At 47.5% G+C, this 16353-nt stretch carries 15 protein-coding genes; 8 read left to right on the top strand and 7 right to left on the bottom strand.

The features are described 5' to 3' along the window. The first annotated feature begins 157 nt into the window (after positions 1 to 157). Positions 158 to 616 (top strand): hypothetical protein, encoded by a 459-nt coding sequence (locus BIZ37_RS25100; protein WP_187463837.1) that lies wholly within the window; start codon positions 158 to 160, stop codon positions 614 to 616. A 127-nt stretch (positions 617 to 743) separates the two neighbouring features. Here BIZ37_RS25100 and BIZ37_RS25095 read toward each other — a convergent pair whose 3' ends face one another. The 3 genes from BIZ37_RS25095 to BIZ37_RS25085 all read right to left on the bottom strand — a co-directional run bounded on the left by BIZ37_RS25095 (position 744) and on the right by BIZ37_RS25085 (position 3452). After that, the gene (locus tag BIZ37_RS25095; RefSeq protein WP_187463836.1) at positions 744 to 1643 is read right to left on the bottom strand and encodes a lysine exporter LysO family protein; all 900 of its coding nucleotides are present in this window, start codon (positions 1641 to 1643) and stop codon (positions 744 to 746) included. A gap of 205 nt (positions 1644 to 1848) precedes the next feature. Next, positions 1849 to 2772, bottom strand: coding sequence for an HDOD domain-containing protein (locus BIZ37_RS25090; protein ID WP_187463835.1), 924 nt, complete (start codon positions 2770 to 2772; stop codon positions 1849 to 1851). A 98-nt stretch (positions 2773 to 2870) separates the two neighbouring features. Further along, positions 2871 to 3452 carry an LON peptidase substrate-binding domain-containing protein gene (locus BIZ37_RS25085; RefSeq protein ID WP_187463834.1) on the bottom strand — a complete coding sequence of 194 codons (582 nt, stop codon included), beginning with the start codon at positions 3450 to 3452 and terminating at the stop codon, positions 2871 to 2873. A 293-nt stretch (positions 3453 to 3745) separates the two neighbouring features. Between BIZ37_RS25085 and BIZ37_RS25080 the strand changes: the two genes are divergently transcribed. Continuing rightward, positions 3746 to 4333: a TfoX/Sxy family DNA transformation protein gene (locus BIZ37_RS25080; RefSeq protein WP_370577707.1), complete on the top strand. Its 588-nt coding sequence runs from the start codon at positions 3746 to 3748 to the stop codon at positions 4331 to 4333. Between the two features lie 148 nt (positions 4334 to 4481). Further along, positions 4482 to 5384 (top strand): DNA-binding transcriptional regulator DsdC, encoded by a 903-nt coding sequence (dsdC, locus tag BIZ37_RS25075; protein WP_187463832.1) that lies wholly within the window; start codon positions 4482 to 4484, stop codon positions 5382 to 5384. 81 nt (positions 5385 to 5465) lie between these two features. Here dsdC and BIZ37_RS25070 read toward each other — a convergent pair whose 3' ends face one another. The 4 genes from BIZ37_RS25070 to BIZ37_RS25055 all read right to left on the bottom strand — a co-directional run bounded on the left by BIZ37_RS25070 (position 5466) and on the right by BIZ37_RS25055 (position 9824). Continuing rightward, the gene (locus BIZ37_RS25070) at positions 5466 to 6014 is read right to left on the bottom strand and encodes a hypothetical protein (RefSeq protein ID WP_187463831.1); all 549 of its coding nucleotides are present in this window, start codon (positions 6012 to 6014) and stop codon (positions 5466 to 5468) included. Positions 6015 to 6245: 231 nt separating this feature from the next. Further along, the gene (locus BIZ37_RS25065; protein WP_187463830.1) at positions 6246 to 7235 is read right to left on the bottom strand and encodes a 2-hydroxyacid dehydrogenase; all 990 of its coding nucleotides are present in this window, start codon (positions 7233 to 7235) and stop codon (positions 6246 to 6248) included. A 133-nt stretch (positions 7236 to 7368) separates the two neighbouring features. Further along, positions 7369 to 7875 (bottom strand): response regulator, encoded by a 507-nt coding sequence (locus tag BIZ37_RS25060; RefSeq protein WP_187463829.1) that lies wholly within the window; start codon positions 7873 to 7875, stop codon positions 7369 to 7371. After that, complete coding sequence (locus BIZ37_RS25055; RefSeq protein ID WP_187463839.1) at positions 7872 to 9824, bottom strand: ATP-binding protein; 1953 nt, start codon at positions 9822 to 9824, stop codon at positions 7872 to 7874. The genes BIZ37_RS25060 and BIZ37_RS25055 overlap by 4 nt, the downstream gene beginning before the upstream one ends. A gap of 269 nt (positions 9825 to 10093) precedes the next feature. Here BIZ37_RS25055 and BIZ37_RS25050 point away from each other — a divergent pair, with 269 nt between their 5' ends. The 5 genes from BIZ37_RS25050 to BIZ37_RS25030 all read left to right on the top strand — a co-directional run. Next, positions 10094 to 11407, top strand: a complete 1314-nt coding sequence (locus tag BIZ37_RS25050) for a DUF945 family protein (protein WP_187463828.1) — start codon at positions 10094 to 10096, stop codon at positions 11405 to 11407. 280 nt (positions 11408 to 11687) lie between these two features. Next, positions 11688 to 12104, top strand: coding sequence for a CBS domain-containing protein (locus tag BIZ37_RS25045; RefSeq protein WP_107300123.1), 417 nt, complete (start codon positions 11688 to 11690; stop codon positions 12102 to 12104). Between the two features lie 203 nt (positions 12105 to 12307). Beyond that, positions 12308 to 13711, top strand: coding sequence for an MATE family efflux transporter (locus tag BIZ37_RS25040; RefSeq protein WP_255526896.1), 1404 nt, complete (start codon positions 12308 to 12310; stop codon positions 13709 to 13711). Between the two features lie 230 nt (positions 13712 to 13941). Beyond that, positions 13942 to 15357, top strand: coding sequence for a DASS family sodium-coupled anion symporter (locus BIZ37_RS25035; RefSeq protein WP_107300122.1), 1416 nt, complete (start codon positions 13942 to 13944; stop codon positions 15355 to 15357). A 10-nt stretch (positions 15358 to 15367) separates the two neighbouring features. Further along, on the top strand, positions 15368 to 16353 hold a 986-nt coding region (locus BIZ37_RS25030), incomplete at its 3' end, for a cyclic nucleotide-binding domain-containing protein (RefSeq protein ID WP_187463827.1).

The raw sequence follows: 16353 nt of genomic DNA, 5'->3' as shown, positions 1-16353 counted from the left end.
CTGTGGTTCTGTGGTTCTGTGGTTCTGTGGTTCTGTGGTTCTGTGGTTCTGTGAGTCTGTGAGTCTGTGAGTCTGTGAGTCTGTGAGTCTGTGAGTCTGTGAGGTCTATGCTGGAGATCAGGATAGGGGTTACTAGCATTAGCGCATAGGGATTGGCATGTTGCTAAGTGTATTGGATTTTCTTTTTACTGTTTCAGGAATAGGGGTGCTGCTTTCAATCATCGGGTTTATCCTGATGATGATCTTTGCCAAGCGCTTAAATCCAAAAATCATACTTGTGATGATGATGAACTTTGTTATTGCGCTGGCCTTGATGATGAGTTTGCCTCAACTAGGACGAGCTGAGCTTCGAAGCCGGCTTGCTGAAGGAATTGACAGTATTTCTTCCGATGCAGCTTTCAATCGGAATTTAATGGCTGAAAGGCTAACTAATATCAAATTTGTTATTGGGTCAAATTCACATCCGAAAGAGCGTTTTGATGTAGAGGTTCATACCAAAGGAGAAGTAATTCCGCTTCAGCTTGCCAAGGATTCAGCAGAACAAAGTACATATTGGGTGTACTACCCAAAGTATCGCTTTTTCACGATGAACGAAGTAGGCAAGGTAAGGCTATAAAGCCCAAGGAACTCTCCCGCTCTTACCTAGGGCCAAGTACCCAGAACCTAGGGCCGCTCTTCTAAGAACTAGGATCTTTACCTCTCTTACCCAGGCCCCAGAACCAAGTCCCCAGCTTCTCCCGCTCTTAAAGCGACAAAAAGAACAACATCAATACAGGAACAAGCAAACTAAGGATAAAGCCGCTGACGATAGCGATAGGCACGCAGCGGATACCGCCGCAGTTCTGGATAACGGGTAAGGTAAAGTCCATTGCTGTCGCACCGGCATACCCAATAGCTGTGCTTGGATAGCGGCTGATCATCATCGGGATGAGGCTAAGGGCGACGAGTTCACGCAGCAATTCATTGAGGAAGGCGACGCCGCCCATGACAGGGCCAAGGCTGTCACCAATCAATATGCCCGCCAATGAATACCAGCCAAACCCTGAAGCCATGGCTAGGCCTTGATTGTAAGGCAGGTCAAGCACCCATGCCGCTATCAGACCGCCTGGTAACGAGGTCGCAATAATGGTCAGCGCGATGATGATGCCTTTTTTATTGAGCAGGATCTGCTTGAGGGTCATACCGCTGTTTCTTAGCTGAATCCCGATAAGAAATAGCAACAAAAGCAAAATGATCTCACTGGCCTGATCAACCCAGCCTAGCTCAATGCCTGTCGCTAGGCCGACAATGAGTCCTCCGGCTACCACAAAGATCAGCTTCATAGATTCCATCACCATGTCGCGCAGTGGCAGTGTCTGGTGACCATGTTCGGTTTCCGTGGGCATTAACCTATCTAGCAAAGGCAAAGCCAGCAGGTTACAACCACTGATGACCAAAAAGAACACTAAGGTGTAGGTGATGATCTGGTTGAGGTTTTGACCAATATTGTCCAGCCCGGCTAAGCTCAGTCCCATTAGGGTCAAGATCACCAAAACCAAGCGGCTGGTTTGGGTATTGATAAAGGCCAAAACAGCAGGCTTTTTGACTGTGATAAGGTAGCCGATAATCAATGGCAGGAAAATATAGAGCATGCCTGAGAACATGTTGGTCCTTTTTAATGTCAGAGGGGCAACAGACGGGGTTATCCATAAACCCGCATAGCGTCAGCTAGTCGATAGCACAGTGATCAAGGTCACTGTTTTCAGCAGCTTACAGTTTGACTGAGAATGGGTCAATATCCATTCCCAGCCAAATTATGCAAGTGCCTTATCATAGAGGCGATAATCAGCTGCCGAAGCCAATACGGCCCTATAGCCCGCTGTTGCTGATCACCATTTTGAGGCGTTGGTTGAATTCTTGGGAAGGGAGATTAGTCAGTTCATACATGACTTCGGCACCGGCAAGGTCAAGCTCGACATGATGATCATCGATAGCGTCATCATTGCTCTTGAACATGAGCAAGTGATGGGCCATACGTGCAACATCGAGATAACCGGTATCTTCTTCAGCAGATGGGTTTCGCAAAGATTGGTTAGTCGCTACCTCGAGATAGTCGATATCGAAGCCCCAGTGCTTGAGGATAACCTTGCTGGCTTCTTGGCAACTGTGTTGGAAGACATACTTGGCAATATCAATATCGAGGTAGTTGCCACTGTCAAGGTAGGATTGATATTCATGGATCAAACTGAATAGGCCAATATCGGCGAACAGTCCGGCTAATAAAGCTTTCTCTGGCTCTAGCTCTTTGGGAAATTCCTCATGATTGGCGAGATCATGGCTGATCAATGCCATTGTTGCAGCCAGCTGCCGTGATCGTACAGCACTCTGTTTGAGGAGCTCGTTACATTCCTTGCTGAAGTGGTACCTCAGCTTAAGCTCTTCAATGGCCTTTGCGGTAATGATATCCCTTACACGAAAAATGCCCAGTCGACTGACAGCTGTGTATATATCATGGCATACCACATTACGCCGATTGAACATCATGGTGTTTGATATTTTGACAATATAGGCTGTGATACCGGGATCGTCGATAAGTAAGTCGGCAACATCTCTAACGGTGGTTTCGTCATCGTTGCAAAGGGCTTGAAGCTTATTGAGAACAGACGGGATAGGGGGGAGGATAAGGCGGTCCTTTTCGACAGCCGATTTAACTAGAGAGCAAAACTCTGACTCCAATCCCTTGATTATCTTGTCGTTTTCAGGTCTTAGCCAAAAAAAAGATACGTGAGTCATTTCTGTATTACGTAAAACATAGACCTGACTATTCTATCGGTACCGGATCGGGATAGATAGAGCGAACATCATAAATTTGTGAGTTACCGTTTGTATGCTTAATTTTCAGACGAATGGAACAGTTTATGTAGAAACCGGGTGGTTAACTTAGCATTATCTTGCGTGATCAAGAGTTTTTTGTAGTGAACTTCAAGAGGAAGTAACTCAATCCAGCGCTGGCAAACCCAGGTAATATCATTCCAGTGTGGGTCTGGGTATAGGGCGCCAATCTCGGGCATGGACTGGAAAAATAGTTTTAGCTTTTCTGCTAGTTCCGTATCGCCATCACGCAGCTTCTCGGTATGCCAGTTAGGGTAGAGGGTTGAATCTCCTTGCATTAAACCGTCATCATCGAGAGAGATCCCGTGTAGCCGAATTTTCTGCGTGCCCTCTACAACAACTGACAACAGGTTTGCTTCAGCCTGATCAAAATTAATTACCTTGCATTCGGTCGCTATCGCCGGGATCTGCTTTAGTTCACTGTCTTCCTCTGATTCATTAATCATGCAAATGGCAAAAGGGGTGTTGGTCGCTAGTGACTCTTTCAGCATTCTTAAATGGCGTTTTTCGACAAGGGTGTAAGAGGCCCTCCCTCCCGGAAGAAGATGAACACTTGATGGGTAAAGAGCGGTTTTATTCATGATATTGCCTAATGGAATACCCGCAGAGTAGAAGCTAGTAATATGAATAAAGATAGTGGTTGCAGGATATTTTGGGGATATCAGTCGCACTTTACACTCGTTAAAATAAGGTCGAAATTGCCACAATGTGCTTATTTTGTGGTTCGTAATATGTCTAAATTCTCACTTTTAAATGTTACTTGTTTCATATGTGGAGATTATATCCTGGCTGTGTCAAAGTCATTTTAATGACGCTGTTCAGGTCAGCGTTTCCACTAAATGACAGACCATTAACGTTTAATGGGAGACTAATTGTGCTAGGGTTCAGGGAAGAGATATTTAATTATTTGCGCGAATTTGGTGCGTTTGAAAAGCGTTCCATGTTCGGAGGTACAGGCATTTTCATTGACAGTGCAATGTACGCTATCATTACCGATAAAGCAGTATTCCTTCGAGGTGGTGGTGATCTCGACCAGCAGTTGACATTGTCAGGCTGTGAAAAGTTCAGGCATATTAAACGTAGCACGACAGCTGTCGTAAATTATTATGATATTACCCACCTCTATCATCAGGATTTGCCGTTGTGTGCAAAACTGGTCAAGGAATCAATCGCGACTTCTACCTCTGAGAAAAGTTACAAGATGTCAGATAGAAGCAAAAGAATCAGAGATTTACCTAACATGAGGCTGACGTTGGAGCGTATGGTGAAAAAAGCCGGTGTGCCAGATGTGAGTAGTTTTGTGTCTTTGGGAGCGGTGGAAGTTTTCCGTAAAGTCCGTAGAAACCAAGGTAAAGATCTGGATGTTAAATTGCTATGGATGTTTGCTGGGGCGATCGATGGTTGCCACTGGACGTTACTGAAAGACGACCAAAAACAACGCTTATTACGTGACGTTGAATAAGTTAGTATCATTATTTTCAGATCTTAAAAAAGCGGCTGGTTACCAGCGGCTTTTTTTATTTTTACCGCATGAAAAGTGGTGGAAGAGGGGGCATCCCATAGGCTTTGGGTATATCATGTGAAAATAAGTTCATGCTGTTCAAAGATATATGCGATTACCACGTTTGACGGGGCCGGTACTCTCGGGGCTCCACTGCTTTCTGATTGCTGCTGATCAAATGAGTTTTACCCGTGCGGCAGAGATCCTTTGCCTTACGCAAAGTGCAGTCAGTCATAAAATAAAGAATCTGGAAGAATCACTAGGGGTAAAACTGTTCATCCGGCAACCGCGCAAGCTAACCCTGACTGATGAAGGCAGGCGCCTGAAGGAGGTGCTAGCGCTTAACTTTGGCGATATAGCCAATGAACTGCGGGATCTACGGACCTTAGAGTTGAGCGGTGACCTCAATGTATCGGTACCGCCTACCTTTGCCCAGCGCTGGTTACTACCTCGGTTGGGGAGTTTTATGGAAAAGTATCCTGCGTTGCGCTTTCATCTTCGGACCAGAAATGAGTTGGTGGACTTCCATACCGAGTCTTTCGATTGTGCTATCTACTTTGGTAATGGCAAATATACGGGCCTTCATGTCGTTAAACTCATGGATGAAAGCATGGTGCCAGTATGCAGCCACGAATATGCAGAGCAGCATGATTTGTATGGGAACCCCGCCAAATTAATGTCCTGTATGTTGTTGCATGATGCTGCCCCTTGGGCTCGGGCGGGTAAGAATGATGAATGGCAATATTGGGCCCAACAAAATGGTGTTGTCCTCCCTGAGGCAGGCTGTACCTTTGACCGTGCGGATCTAGCTTTGCAGGCAGCGGAACGTGGAATAGGAGTTGCGATAGGGCGTGCGTCATTTATTGCTGAACAACTTCAGACTGGGCGCCTGGTCACTCCGTTTATGTTATCGGTGCCATCACCACAGAATTATTTCCTGGTGTGCCGCAAGGAGATGGCCACATCGCCAAGAATAAAGGCATTTATCGACTGGCTTGGCGAAGTACAGTAGCACTTTCACTTTGCTTGTGACCAAAAGAAAACGCCCTGCAGGTGCAGGGCGTTTATCATTAATTAGTCTATCTATCGATATTTAGAACTTGAATCGAGTTGATAGCATAACCTGATCACCGTATAGCTCGTTGAAACGACCCGTCACGCCAACAGAGAACAGCTCCGTTGCGTGGAAGCGACCGTATACGCTGCCGATTACTTCTTCATACTCATCAATGTTCAGGTGACCAATAGTGCCGCCAACTTCTAGCTGTGGACCCAACCACTGGCGAATACCTAGGTTTACTTCAACACCGAACTTACCGCTGGAGCTTTTTAGAGCGCCTTTGTTTTTTGCGCTACGAGCCTTAAGCTCACCAGTAATGTCAGCCCAGTTGTTTACTGGTGCGTGGAAACCTACACCAAGTGCTGCATCCCAGTCGCTGTCGAATTCAGTGTCAACGCTACCGGTAATGTGGGCATTAGGGTGGATTGATGTGCTGAAACCAGCACCGTAAGTCAGCGGGCTGATACCAATACGAGCTTCAGCGTAGTCGTAGCTGAAGTTGCTCATTGTTGGTTGAGCATTCGCCTGAGCGGCCGACACCGATGCCAGGACAAGACCTGAAGCAATTAGAATTTTACGCATGACAAATTTGTCCAATGGGCTAAAAATTAATTGCACTATTTTAATGGACAAAAGCCAGTGTTCATAGCAGTTTTGTGGAATTTTGCTGTCTTGTTTTTAAGGATATTGACGTAAAAGTAGACAAATTTGGTAAAAATTTGTGATCGTTTTGCGTAAGTGGCTTCCTGAGGAGATGAAGGGCAGGCGATGGCCAGCCCTTAAATAGTTGCTGTTCAAACAGATATTTCAGAATTAGATCAATTCATTACCTGAATGTTTCTCGTGTTCAAACAGTGTCATGTTGTTCAATGTGGTGTCGGCAATATTGCCAAGGGCTTCTTCAGTCAGAAAAGCCTGGTGACCGGTGAATAATACGTTGTGACAAGCAGATAGACGGCGGAAAACATCATCTTTGATCACATCATTGGATTTATCCTCAAAGAACAGATCTTTTTCGTTCTCGTACACATCAATGCCCAAAGAGCCAATTTTACTGTTTTTCAGCGCTTCGATAGCATCTTTGGAGTTGAGCAGTTCACCGCGACTGGTGTTGATGATCATTACGCCATCACGCATTTTGTCGAAGGCATCGGCATTGAGCATGTGGTAGTTTTCTTCCGTCATCGGACAGTGCAAGGTAATGACGTCTGCTTGTCGATAGATATCATCCAGTTCGGTGTACTCCACCCCCAGTTCAATTGCCGTAGGGTTTTCGTACGGGTCGTAAGCAAGAATGTTCATGCCAAGCCCTTTGAGGATACGGATGGTTGCTATGCCGATTTTTCCTGTACCAATAACCCCCACTGTTTTGCCATGGAAGTTGAAGCCAGTTAGGCCTTCTAGGGAGAAATTTGCGTCCCGGGTTCGTTGGTAGGCACGGTGGATACGGCGGTTAAGGCTGAGCATCAGGCCAAGGGTATGCTCAGCAATAGCTTCTGGAGAATAGGCGGGTACGCGGACAACCTGAATACCAAGCGATTTAGCTGCTTCAATATCGACTTTGTCGTAGCCGGCACAGCGCATTGCAATCAGTTTTACTTGGTTTTCTGCCAGTGCTTTTAACACTGGGCGGCTTAAATCGTCATTGACGAAAGCACAAACGGCATCATAGCCCTGAACGATTTTGACGGTTTGAAGTGTTAAGCGGAAATCGTAAAAGTCGAGCTGATGGTTGTAGTGTTGATTAATCAGCTCGAATGAGTTCTGGTCATACTTTTTGGTGCTGAAGACTGCAACTTTCATGGATCACCTTTCCGGGTTGACTGTTCCTCGGCAGAAGCCTTGGAGTAGTGTAATTGATCTTATTGTTTTGTGACCAAGATAACACTTTTAGCCCTATCCCGAAAAGGTTTGTATGACAATTAAATTTGTAGGGTTATATATCCGACAGTGATAAGCGGCGGTGGCTGAGTGCCTCCATGATCCTGTTGGTATCAAGGATCTGCATCCAAGCAAGTAACTCCGCTTCTGATTCATTATCGATCACATAAGTTGTCAGTTGATCGATGACGATCTGTTTGAGTTGGTCCCCATTCCATGGTTTGGCGATATAGTAATCCAAACTGGCGTTGTTGACGGCCTGAACGGTTTCCTCGAGGCCAGCCTGGCCGGTCAGCAATACCTTACGCGCATTGCTAGACTCTTCTTGGTGTTTAAGCTCGATAAGGAAATCGATGCCTGTTTCACCTGGCATAATGTGGTCACACAAAATCAGTGCCAGTGGAATATGATCAGCAATGGTATCGGCAAGCACTTCTTTTGCCTCATCCACCGATTCAGCGGCTTCAATCGCAAAATATTCTTCCAGTGCACGCAGATCATTGATGACGCTATCAAGGACTTCACGCTCATCATCAACGCAAAGGATCAGATATTTGTTCATAGGCTCTCCTTAACTGCCTCGACTAAAGGCAAAGTCACTATCATTTTGGTAAATAATCCAGGTTCGGATTCAACCCTGATGCTGCCATTGTGTTGGTGGATGATCTGCTGGCAGACAGATAACCCTATACCCAGCCCGAAGTTGCCTTCTCGCTTGGTGGTGAAATTCAGTTCGAATACTTTCTCTTGCTGCTCTTTCGGTATCCCTTTGCCATTGTCTTCGACGGTGACTTCAATCGCTTGCTGGCCGCTTTGCTCACCATTGATTTGTCGGGTGACTACTTTGATTTCACCTGGCTCCTCGACGGCATCAAGGGCGTTGGAAATCAGGTTAGTCCACACCTGCTGTAAAGCGATGGGCTGGCAGTAAACAGGCGGTAGTGGGCTGTATTCTTTGACCACATGGTGCCGCTTTAATTTGTTCTCGAAGATCACTAAGGTGTCTTCCAACCCTTCATGAATGTCAACAAAATGGATGGATTCGTCATCTTGCCGCGCATAGCTTTTCAAGCTTTTGACCAGATCGGCAATGCGCTGGGCACAGACATTGATTGAGCGCAGGAAGTTGCCCATCTGGTAGTAATTTTCCCATTCAGATAGAACTTGAGGTAATTGGTTTTTCTGCGGCAACAGCCATTGTTCTAGGTGGCGCTCGTCATCTATGCCCATTTGAACGACCTTGCGGGCCAGTTGCTTGTCGCCGAGTGTGCCAGTCAGTTGTTTGGCACGTTGACGGGCCTCTGATGTGGACAGCGGCCTTGATTGCATAGCCTGCTGCATAATGTCATTACCACGGTCTTGGTTTTCATGGCTAAGCGTGGTGTTGGTGATGGTGCCAATGGTCTGTTTGAGTGTATCACTGCCTCGAAGAATGGCAGAAACGGGATTATTGAGTTCGTGTGCGACGCCTGCCACCAGTTGGCCCAACATGGCCATCTTTTCTTTTTCGACCAGTTGATGGTAGGCCTCATCGAGGGATTTCAGGGTTTGCTGCAAGCGCAGCTCGGTTTGAATACTGCCTTTTAGGCGACGGTTGAAGTTACGTAGCAGCAGATTGGTGAACAATGGCAGCAACTCGCTGCGCGAGTTCATGACTTTGTTAAATAGCTCGCGGTCGAGCTTGATGACATCCGTGCCGCAAAGGGTGACTCCGGTCGAGAAGGAGCTCTCGCCTGAAATGAATGACATGCCGCCAACAAGGTGGCCCGGACCTGCCCTTACGACCTCATGACGGCAACCGTGCTCATCTTTTTTGTATAACGCGACCTCACCGCTGGTGATGAACCAGAGGAAATTATTCGGCTCACCTTCCTGGGTCAGGATGTGGTTGGCACTGTAACTACGGCAGGCACGGGTTTCGTCGTTGCTGGCAAAGAACTCGTGTAGCGCATCGATAACTTGGTTGGCTAGGCTAGTGTCGTCTAGGGTATGGCTATGCTGGATAAACCCAGAACGAAAACGTGACATTTGGCGTTCGATGTGGGCATTGAGGATCCGGCGGTGATCAAGCAATTGGCTGTATTTGAGCCAGTCTTCATCAGGGTGCTTCAATACAAAATGGGTCAGCTCTTTGAGCAGGACTTGTTTAAGCTCTTGCGAGTTCCACGGCTTGGTAAGGCAGTAGTGCAGCCGGCCTTCGTTCACCGCTTGCATAATGGCATCGAGCTGGGGCATATCATTGAGCAGGACTGAGCGGGCTTGTTTGCTAGCCGGGTACTTTTCGAGGGAAACTAAAAAGTTAACGCCTTTGTCTTCGCCAAGCTCATTGTCACAGATAACCATTGCGACACGCTGGTTATTGGTCGCAATGTCTTCAAGGATCTCATTGGCTTCCGTAATGCTATAGGCATTATAGATATCAAAAAGATCGGCAAAATCAGCCAAATCCTGATTAAGCTTTTCTACGACCAGAGGATCGTCGTCCAGACAGACAATCGCAAAACTATTCACCATCACACCCTTCACGTCAAAATATTGCTATGTAACTGTTATATTTAGATACTTTGAATTTAAGTGTATAAGAAATCAGCAGTCTGGACTGAGAGCCAACTAGCAATCGCGTGAGAATAATTTTCCCCTTTGCCGAAGGTGTGATTTCGAGCCTGTTTGCGCGATAGGTATCAAAATTTCCTAAGAAATCAATGCAGATTGATAAATTCATTGTTCAGCAAGCTATGATAGACTGAGTTTTTCATCTTCAGATCTGGGACCTAAAAATAATGCTAGGAAAAATCGGTGCCGTTGGTGGTGCTGTGGCAGTGGCGCTGTGTTGGCCGTTCGCCACGGGGCAAATTGGCGAGCGCATTTATCTTGATACATTGGGCCAATATGAAAACCCTTACCTTGCTGTGTCCAACGATTCGTATCAGCGCGGATACCTTAACTCAGAGGCAGTATCCAAAATTGAGCTAAAGGATGAGCTGAAGTTTCTTTTTGAAGATGAAGGCTTACCGACTGTTTGGTTCGTAAAGCATCATGTTAGCCACGGATTTATGGGGGTATCTTCAACCAGTGAACTGCTGGTGGATGATGAGCTGAAGCCGATGGCTAATGCACTTTGGGGTGAAAATGTTGCGCCTGTTACTTTCACAACCAGCACCGCTCTGACCCGTAAGACGGACTTTACCTTCCAGATCAACCCTATTGATGCAACAGAAGTGAACGGCAACAAGATTGCTGTTTCCCCATTTGTTATGCAGGGTACGGTCAACGCGAAAGGAGCCGGTGAGTTTCAGTACCAGTTGCCTGCAGCCAACCTGACTACAACAGCACAAGAAGAGATGGTGCTAACAGGCCTGAAAGGTGGTGGTAAGGGATACCTGGACGGGCAGTTCTGGATTGGTGATCAGTCCCTGACGCTTGAGGCTGTCAGCTTCAAAGATCTCAACTCCGAACAGAGCTTGGATTTATCCGGTGTCGCCGTTGGCATGGAGAACATTCTGACTCAGCCAGAGGCCGCTGAAGGCGAGGATAAACCGGAGCAGCAACTGGCTAACTCTAACCATGTCAAAGTGGGTAAGCTGGTGATGCTTGATGGCAGCGAGTACAGCAACTTTAATTTCCAGATGGCCTTTTCCGATCTTGATTACCCATCGTTGAGCCGACTGGGAGATATGACAGATGATCTCGAAGAACCGCTGACCGAACAGCAAGCAAAGGAAGTTTCAGATGCTTTGGATGCATTGGTAGCTAAAGGGCTGGCTTTCTCGGTAAATGATTTAAGTGTCTTGGCGCCGGAAGGGCAGGTAACTAGCCGTTTGAATATGGCGATAGCCCCAGGGATCAGCAATATCTCTCAGAACATTGGTCAAATTGCCCAGAATTTGGGCGGCGATATTCACCTTAGCCTACCTGTTGATTTGGTCGAAGCGGATCCGCTGCTTAGTGAGCGTGTCGACATGTTAGAGCAGAGCGCGATTGTTGAAAGGAATGAGACCCACTACCTGCTCGATATGCAGATAGAAGGTGACAAGGTGATCCTGTCGAACGGTGATCAACTGCCTTTTGCCATGCTATTTATGCTCTTCATGTAAGCCCTTACTTATCTTTTTACACCAATAAAACCGCTGAAGTTCTCAGCGGTTTTTTTTATCTTCCATTGCTCGCAGCCAGCAAAAAAACTTGGTGGGATGCCATGATAGGCAGCACCTATCAAGAAAATCATCTATTTCAATTTAGTAATTTCAAGGAAATAGACGACACTTAGATCAAAAGGAGGTGCTCCTTGGACGAGGAGGGCCAATCTGAAAAGTTAGCGCTAAGGGCTGTCAGCAGAGTGGTCGATGGTTCTGGCAAGTATGATTAGGGGGATTTATGGAGTCGTTGAAGGTCAAGGATTATATGAATGTTCGTCCGGTGACATTCGAACCTAAGATGTCTCTTTCTAAGGCGCTGGATAAGCTACTTTCCGCCAAACAAATCGGTGGCCCAGTGGTCGATGAGACGCGTAAAGTTGTCGGTTTTTTGTCTGAACAGGATATGATCCACAAATTGCTGAAAGTGGGCTATCACTGCCATGATACACATACTGTTGAAGAGTGCATGCGTGCGGATGTATTGACGGTTTCTCCTGAAGATTCGATTATTGAATTGGCCGATACCATGGCGGGGCAAAAACCTAAAATTTACCCTGTGGTAGAATACGGTCAGCTGGTTGGGGTTATCACCCGCCGTGATGTGTTAACAGCGATCAGTAACCAAATTGGTGACTGCTTCAAGCACCCGGTTTAATTCAAAGACGTTGTCATCGACATAGAAAAGGCGCTGTGGGCGCCTTTCTTGTATTTCATAATACCCTGAGTGTTTGTTAATGCTAGCAAGGAGAGCCAGTGCCGAAGCCGTCCCAATCTTCCGAAGAAAATAACAAAGCACAGCCAATAGCAGACAAAGACGCCAAGTTTGTCACCGGTTCAACGATGAAGCATATCGTCGTGATGTCAGGTACCGGTGCGGTTGGCTTGATGGCGCTGTTCCTGGTTGACTTGCTTGATATGTTCTTCATCAGTTTGCTGGGTGAAATTGAACTAGCGGCTGCAATCGGCTTTGCGGGCACCTTGGTTTTCTTCACTACTTCGGCTTCTATCGGTACTTCTATTGCGACGGGGGCTTTGGTTTCCCGGGCACTGGGTGCCAATAAACGCGAACAGGCGCGAACTGTGACGGTAAATGTCATGATCTTCGCCGTTATTTTCAGTGCGGCGCTGGTTTCCCTTGTACTTGATAATTTGCAGTCACTATTGGCAATGATTGGGGCAAAGGGCAGGGTAGCTGAAGCTGCGACAGATTACCTGACAATATTGATGCCAAGCGCGCCAGTGGTGGCTGTCTCTATGGCAGCAGGCGCTGCGCTTAGGGGGATAGGCGATGCACGCCGTTCGATGTATGCCACTATTATCGGAGGGGCGGTGAATGCGGTGCTCGATCCTTTGTTTATTTTCGGCTTCTCTATGGGGGTTGAGGGTGCGGCAACTGCCTCCGTTTTTGCCCGAGTAGCTGTTATGGTGTTCTCAATCCATGCGGTCATTGTTCATCATAATCTGGTTGCCCAGCCCCAAATCGGTTCTTTTCTGTCTTCATTGCTACCCATCTCTGCCATTGCGTTTCCTGCGATTCTAACCAATACCGCGACCCCAATCGGCAATGCGATTGTGACTAGCCATATTGCCCAGTTTGGTGAGAGTTACGTGGCAGGCTATGCCGTCATAGGTCGAATTATGCCGGTGTGCTTTGCCTTGGTGTTTTCGCTATCTGGGGCAATTGGCCCGATCATTGGCCAGAACTTTGGCGCGGGCCGTTGGGATCGTATTCTGCGCTCATTATCAGATGCGTTGATGTTCGTTACAGCCTACTGTGTGGTGGTATCTGTTCTGCTTTGGTGGGGGCAGGACTGGCTGATTGCGATATTTAGCCTAGAGCAGGATGCTGCGAGCCTTGTCTCGGTGTTCTGTACGATAATTGCGATTACCTTTATCTTTAACGGGGCCATGTTTGTTGCCAATGCAGCCTTCAATAACCTCAATCGTCCGACATGGTCGACAGCACTAAATATGGGGAAAGCGACCCTAGGTACCATTCCATTTGTTTGGCTCGGGGGAAAACTCGGCGGGGCAGAAGGGGTACTGATAGGGCAAGCTGTAGGCACCATTGCCTTTGGTATCTTCAGCGGTATGCTAGTGGTCAATCAGGTCCGAAAAATGGCCATGGAGCAGGAGCAGAAAGCGGAAGAACCAGAGATCCTCGAGCCCAGTGTGCCACTTACGCCATTTTGTTCTTCACGGACTTATATGGGACATGAAGATGTTATCGATGAGACATTAGCAACAGATGCGAAGACTTAAACCTGGCCTTTTCGTAAGTCAATTATCAAAAAGAGTTACATTTCACTGGTTTATTGATCTGCTCCGGTGAAATTTCCTACCTATAGACGCACAATCACCCAATCTGGATTTTTACCGGTAGCCAAAAGCGCTACCGGTGCTGCTATTACTGCGTGTTTTTCATTGATGAAAAGTTGTTATCTGCAGTAATAGACACACAGGATTTTGTGTTTTAAGGGAATAATGTAAACATGCGTCAATATCTAAGGGTCATCATACCCGTTCTCATTCCTCTCATCATTCTGATGCTGCCTGCATCAGCGTTTCCTGTAGAAGGTTTAACGGTTGTTCAGCAACGTGTTATTGCTATCTTCTTGTTAGCTGCCTTGTGCTGGGTGCTGGAGCCGATACCGATTTATGCTACCTCGGTGGTCATTATCGTGTTGGAGCTAATGCTACTCTCTGATAAAGGGCTGTACCTGTTCCGTGGGGCAGAAGGCCAGCCTCATTTCGGTGAGTTACTCAACTACAGCGATATTATGGCTACCTTTGCCAGCCCGATTATCATGCTGTTCCTCGGGGGGTTCTTCCTGGCGATGGCGGCAACCAAGTACCGTTTAGACGTTAACTTGGCGCGGGTATTGCTTAAGCCATTCGGTACACAACCGAAATATGTCATGTTCGGGCTGATGCTGATCACCGCTATCTTCTCGATGTTCATGTCAAACACGGCCACCACGGCCATGATGCTCTCTATCCTTGCGCCCGTGATTGCTCTGTTTGGTGCCAAAGACCCGGGCAAAATTGCTTTTGCATTGTGTATTCCTGTCGCAGCCAACATAGGTGGTATTGGTACCCCAATCGGTACACCGCCCAATGCCATTGCATTGAAGTACCTGACGGGTGATAACTTGATCACCTTTGGTGAGTGGATGTTCTTTGGCGTACCTTTTGTTGCTGTCCTGTTGGTGTTTGCCTGGGTACTGATCAATACGCTGTATCCTGCGAAACAGGAAAAAATCGAACTGACCATCAAGGGTAAATTCTTAATGACGCCAAAGGCGATCACTGTTTATGTGACGTTCGCCCTGACGATTATTCTGTGGTTGATGGGCTCTTCCCACGGTATGAACTCTTATACCGTCGCCCTGATCCCTGTTGCGGTGTTCTCGCTGACCGGCATCATCAACAAGGAAGACTTGAAAAAGATCTCGTGGGATGTGCTTTGGCTGGTATCGGGTGGTATCGCCCTTGGCCTTGCTTTGGATCAGACCGGTCTGGCCAAGCTCATGGTGCATAGTATCCCGTTCGATAGCTTCTCACCTTATGTCGTATTGGGCGGTTCGGCATTGCTATGTTTGGTGATGGCAAACTTCATGTCCCATACCGCGACCGCTAACTTGCTGATGCCAATTATGGCAGCGCTAGGTACATCCATGGTGTCGCTAGTACCGCTAGGTGGTGAGATTACCCTGATCCTCGTCGTAACCTTTGCGGCTTCGCTGGGTATGTCACTGCCAATCAGTACGCCACCGAACGCACTGGCCCATGCTACTGGCCATGTCCAAAGTAACCAGATGGCACGGGTTGGGGTGATCATCGGGGTTGTCGGTGTGGTGCTTAGCTTTGCCATGATCTGGCTGTTACACCTGATTGACCATATCTAAGAGAGTCGCCATGCATCAACCAAAAGCCATGCAGCGGATCATCGATGTTTACTTTCGTGACCCGGCCAGAACCGAAGCGGTGAAGGCGGGGACACAGGTATTGATACAGGATGGTTATAACGACAAGTTGTATTGGGTGAAGAAAGGCGAATTGTCTGGCTACCTCAAGAACGAAGCGGATGTTACGGCCAAAGTTTTCAGGGTCGAGCAGGGTATGTTCTTCGGTGTCCACAGTTTCTTTGCCCAAACCTTGATGGCTTCGACCACGGTGGTGGCCGAGAAAGACAGCGAAATTGCTTGGATTGATCTCAAGACCCAAGCCGTTGAGCCGGAAACTTATGGTTCCTTGGCGGAGCAGTTTATGCCCGTCATGGTCCACGAGTTGGCCCAGCGCCAGATGATGACAGGGCTCCAGGCTATTGAGAAGGAAAAGGCCCTGCAAAAGCTCTATGCGGCTGAGCAGATGACTACCTTGGGGCAGTTAGCTGCGGGCATTGCCCATGAACTGAACAACGCTGTCGGTGTTTTAAGCAGTAAGACCGAGGGGTTGCAGGAAGGGATTTGTCGTTTCTTGGAAGAGAACAAACCTGAAGTCAGTCCGTTCCTCGATTTAGGGATTTGTGATGGTCAGGCGGTAACGTCAGCACAGGCCCGTAAGCGTGCCAAGCAACTGCAGCAAGATCTTGGTTTGGAAAGGGATCAGGCTAGGCAACTTGCCCGTGCAGTGCCTGATGGCGAGGTGCCACAGTATTGGCTGGAAAACCTTGATGAAGCCCTGCAGTACTGGGATATTGGCCGTGATCTGCATGATATGAAGCTCGCTTCCAAACACGCTGCCAGTATTGTCCGTTCGGTGAAACAACTCGGCGGAACAGACAATGCGCGCCAGCCGGATGTTGATGTCAACGATACCATCCATAAATCACTGGCACTGCTGCAAAGCAACCTGAGGCGGGTCAATGTCGTCTTGCGCCCGGCAGTGCCAGTGATTTATGG

This window comes from Photobacterium sp. BZF1 (assembly GCF_014349205.1).
Classification (GTDB): domain Bacteria; phylum Pseudomonadota; class Gammaproteobacteria; order Enterobacterales; family Vibrionaceae; genus Photobacterium.
This window is presented reverse-complemented; position numbering and strand designations above follow the sequence as displayed.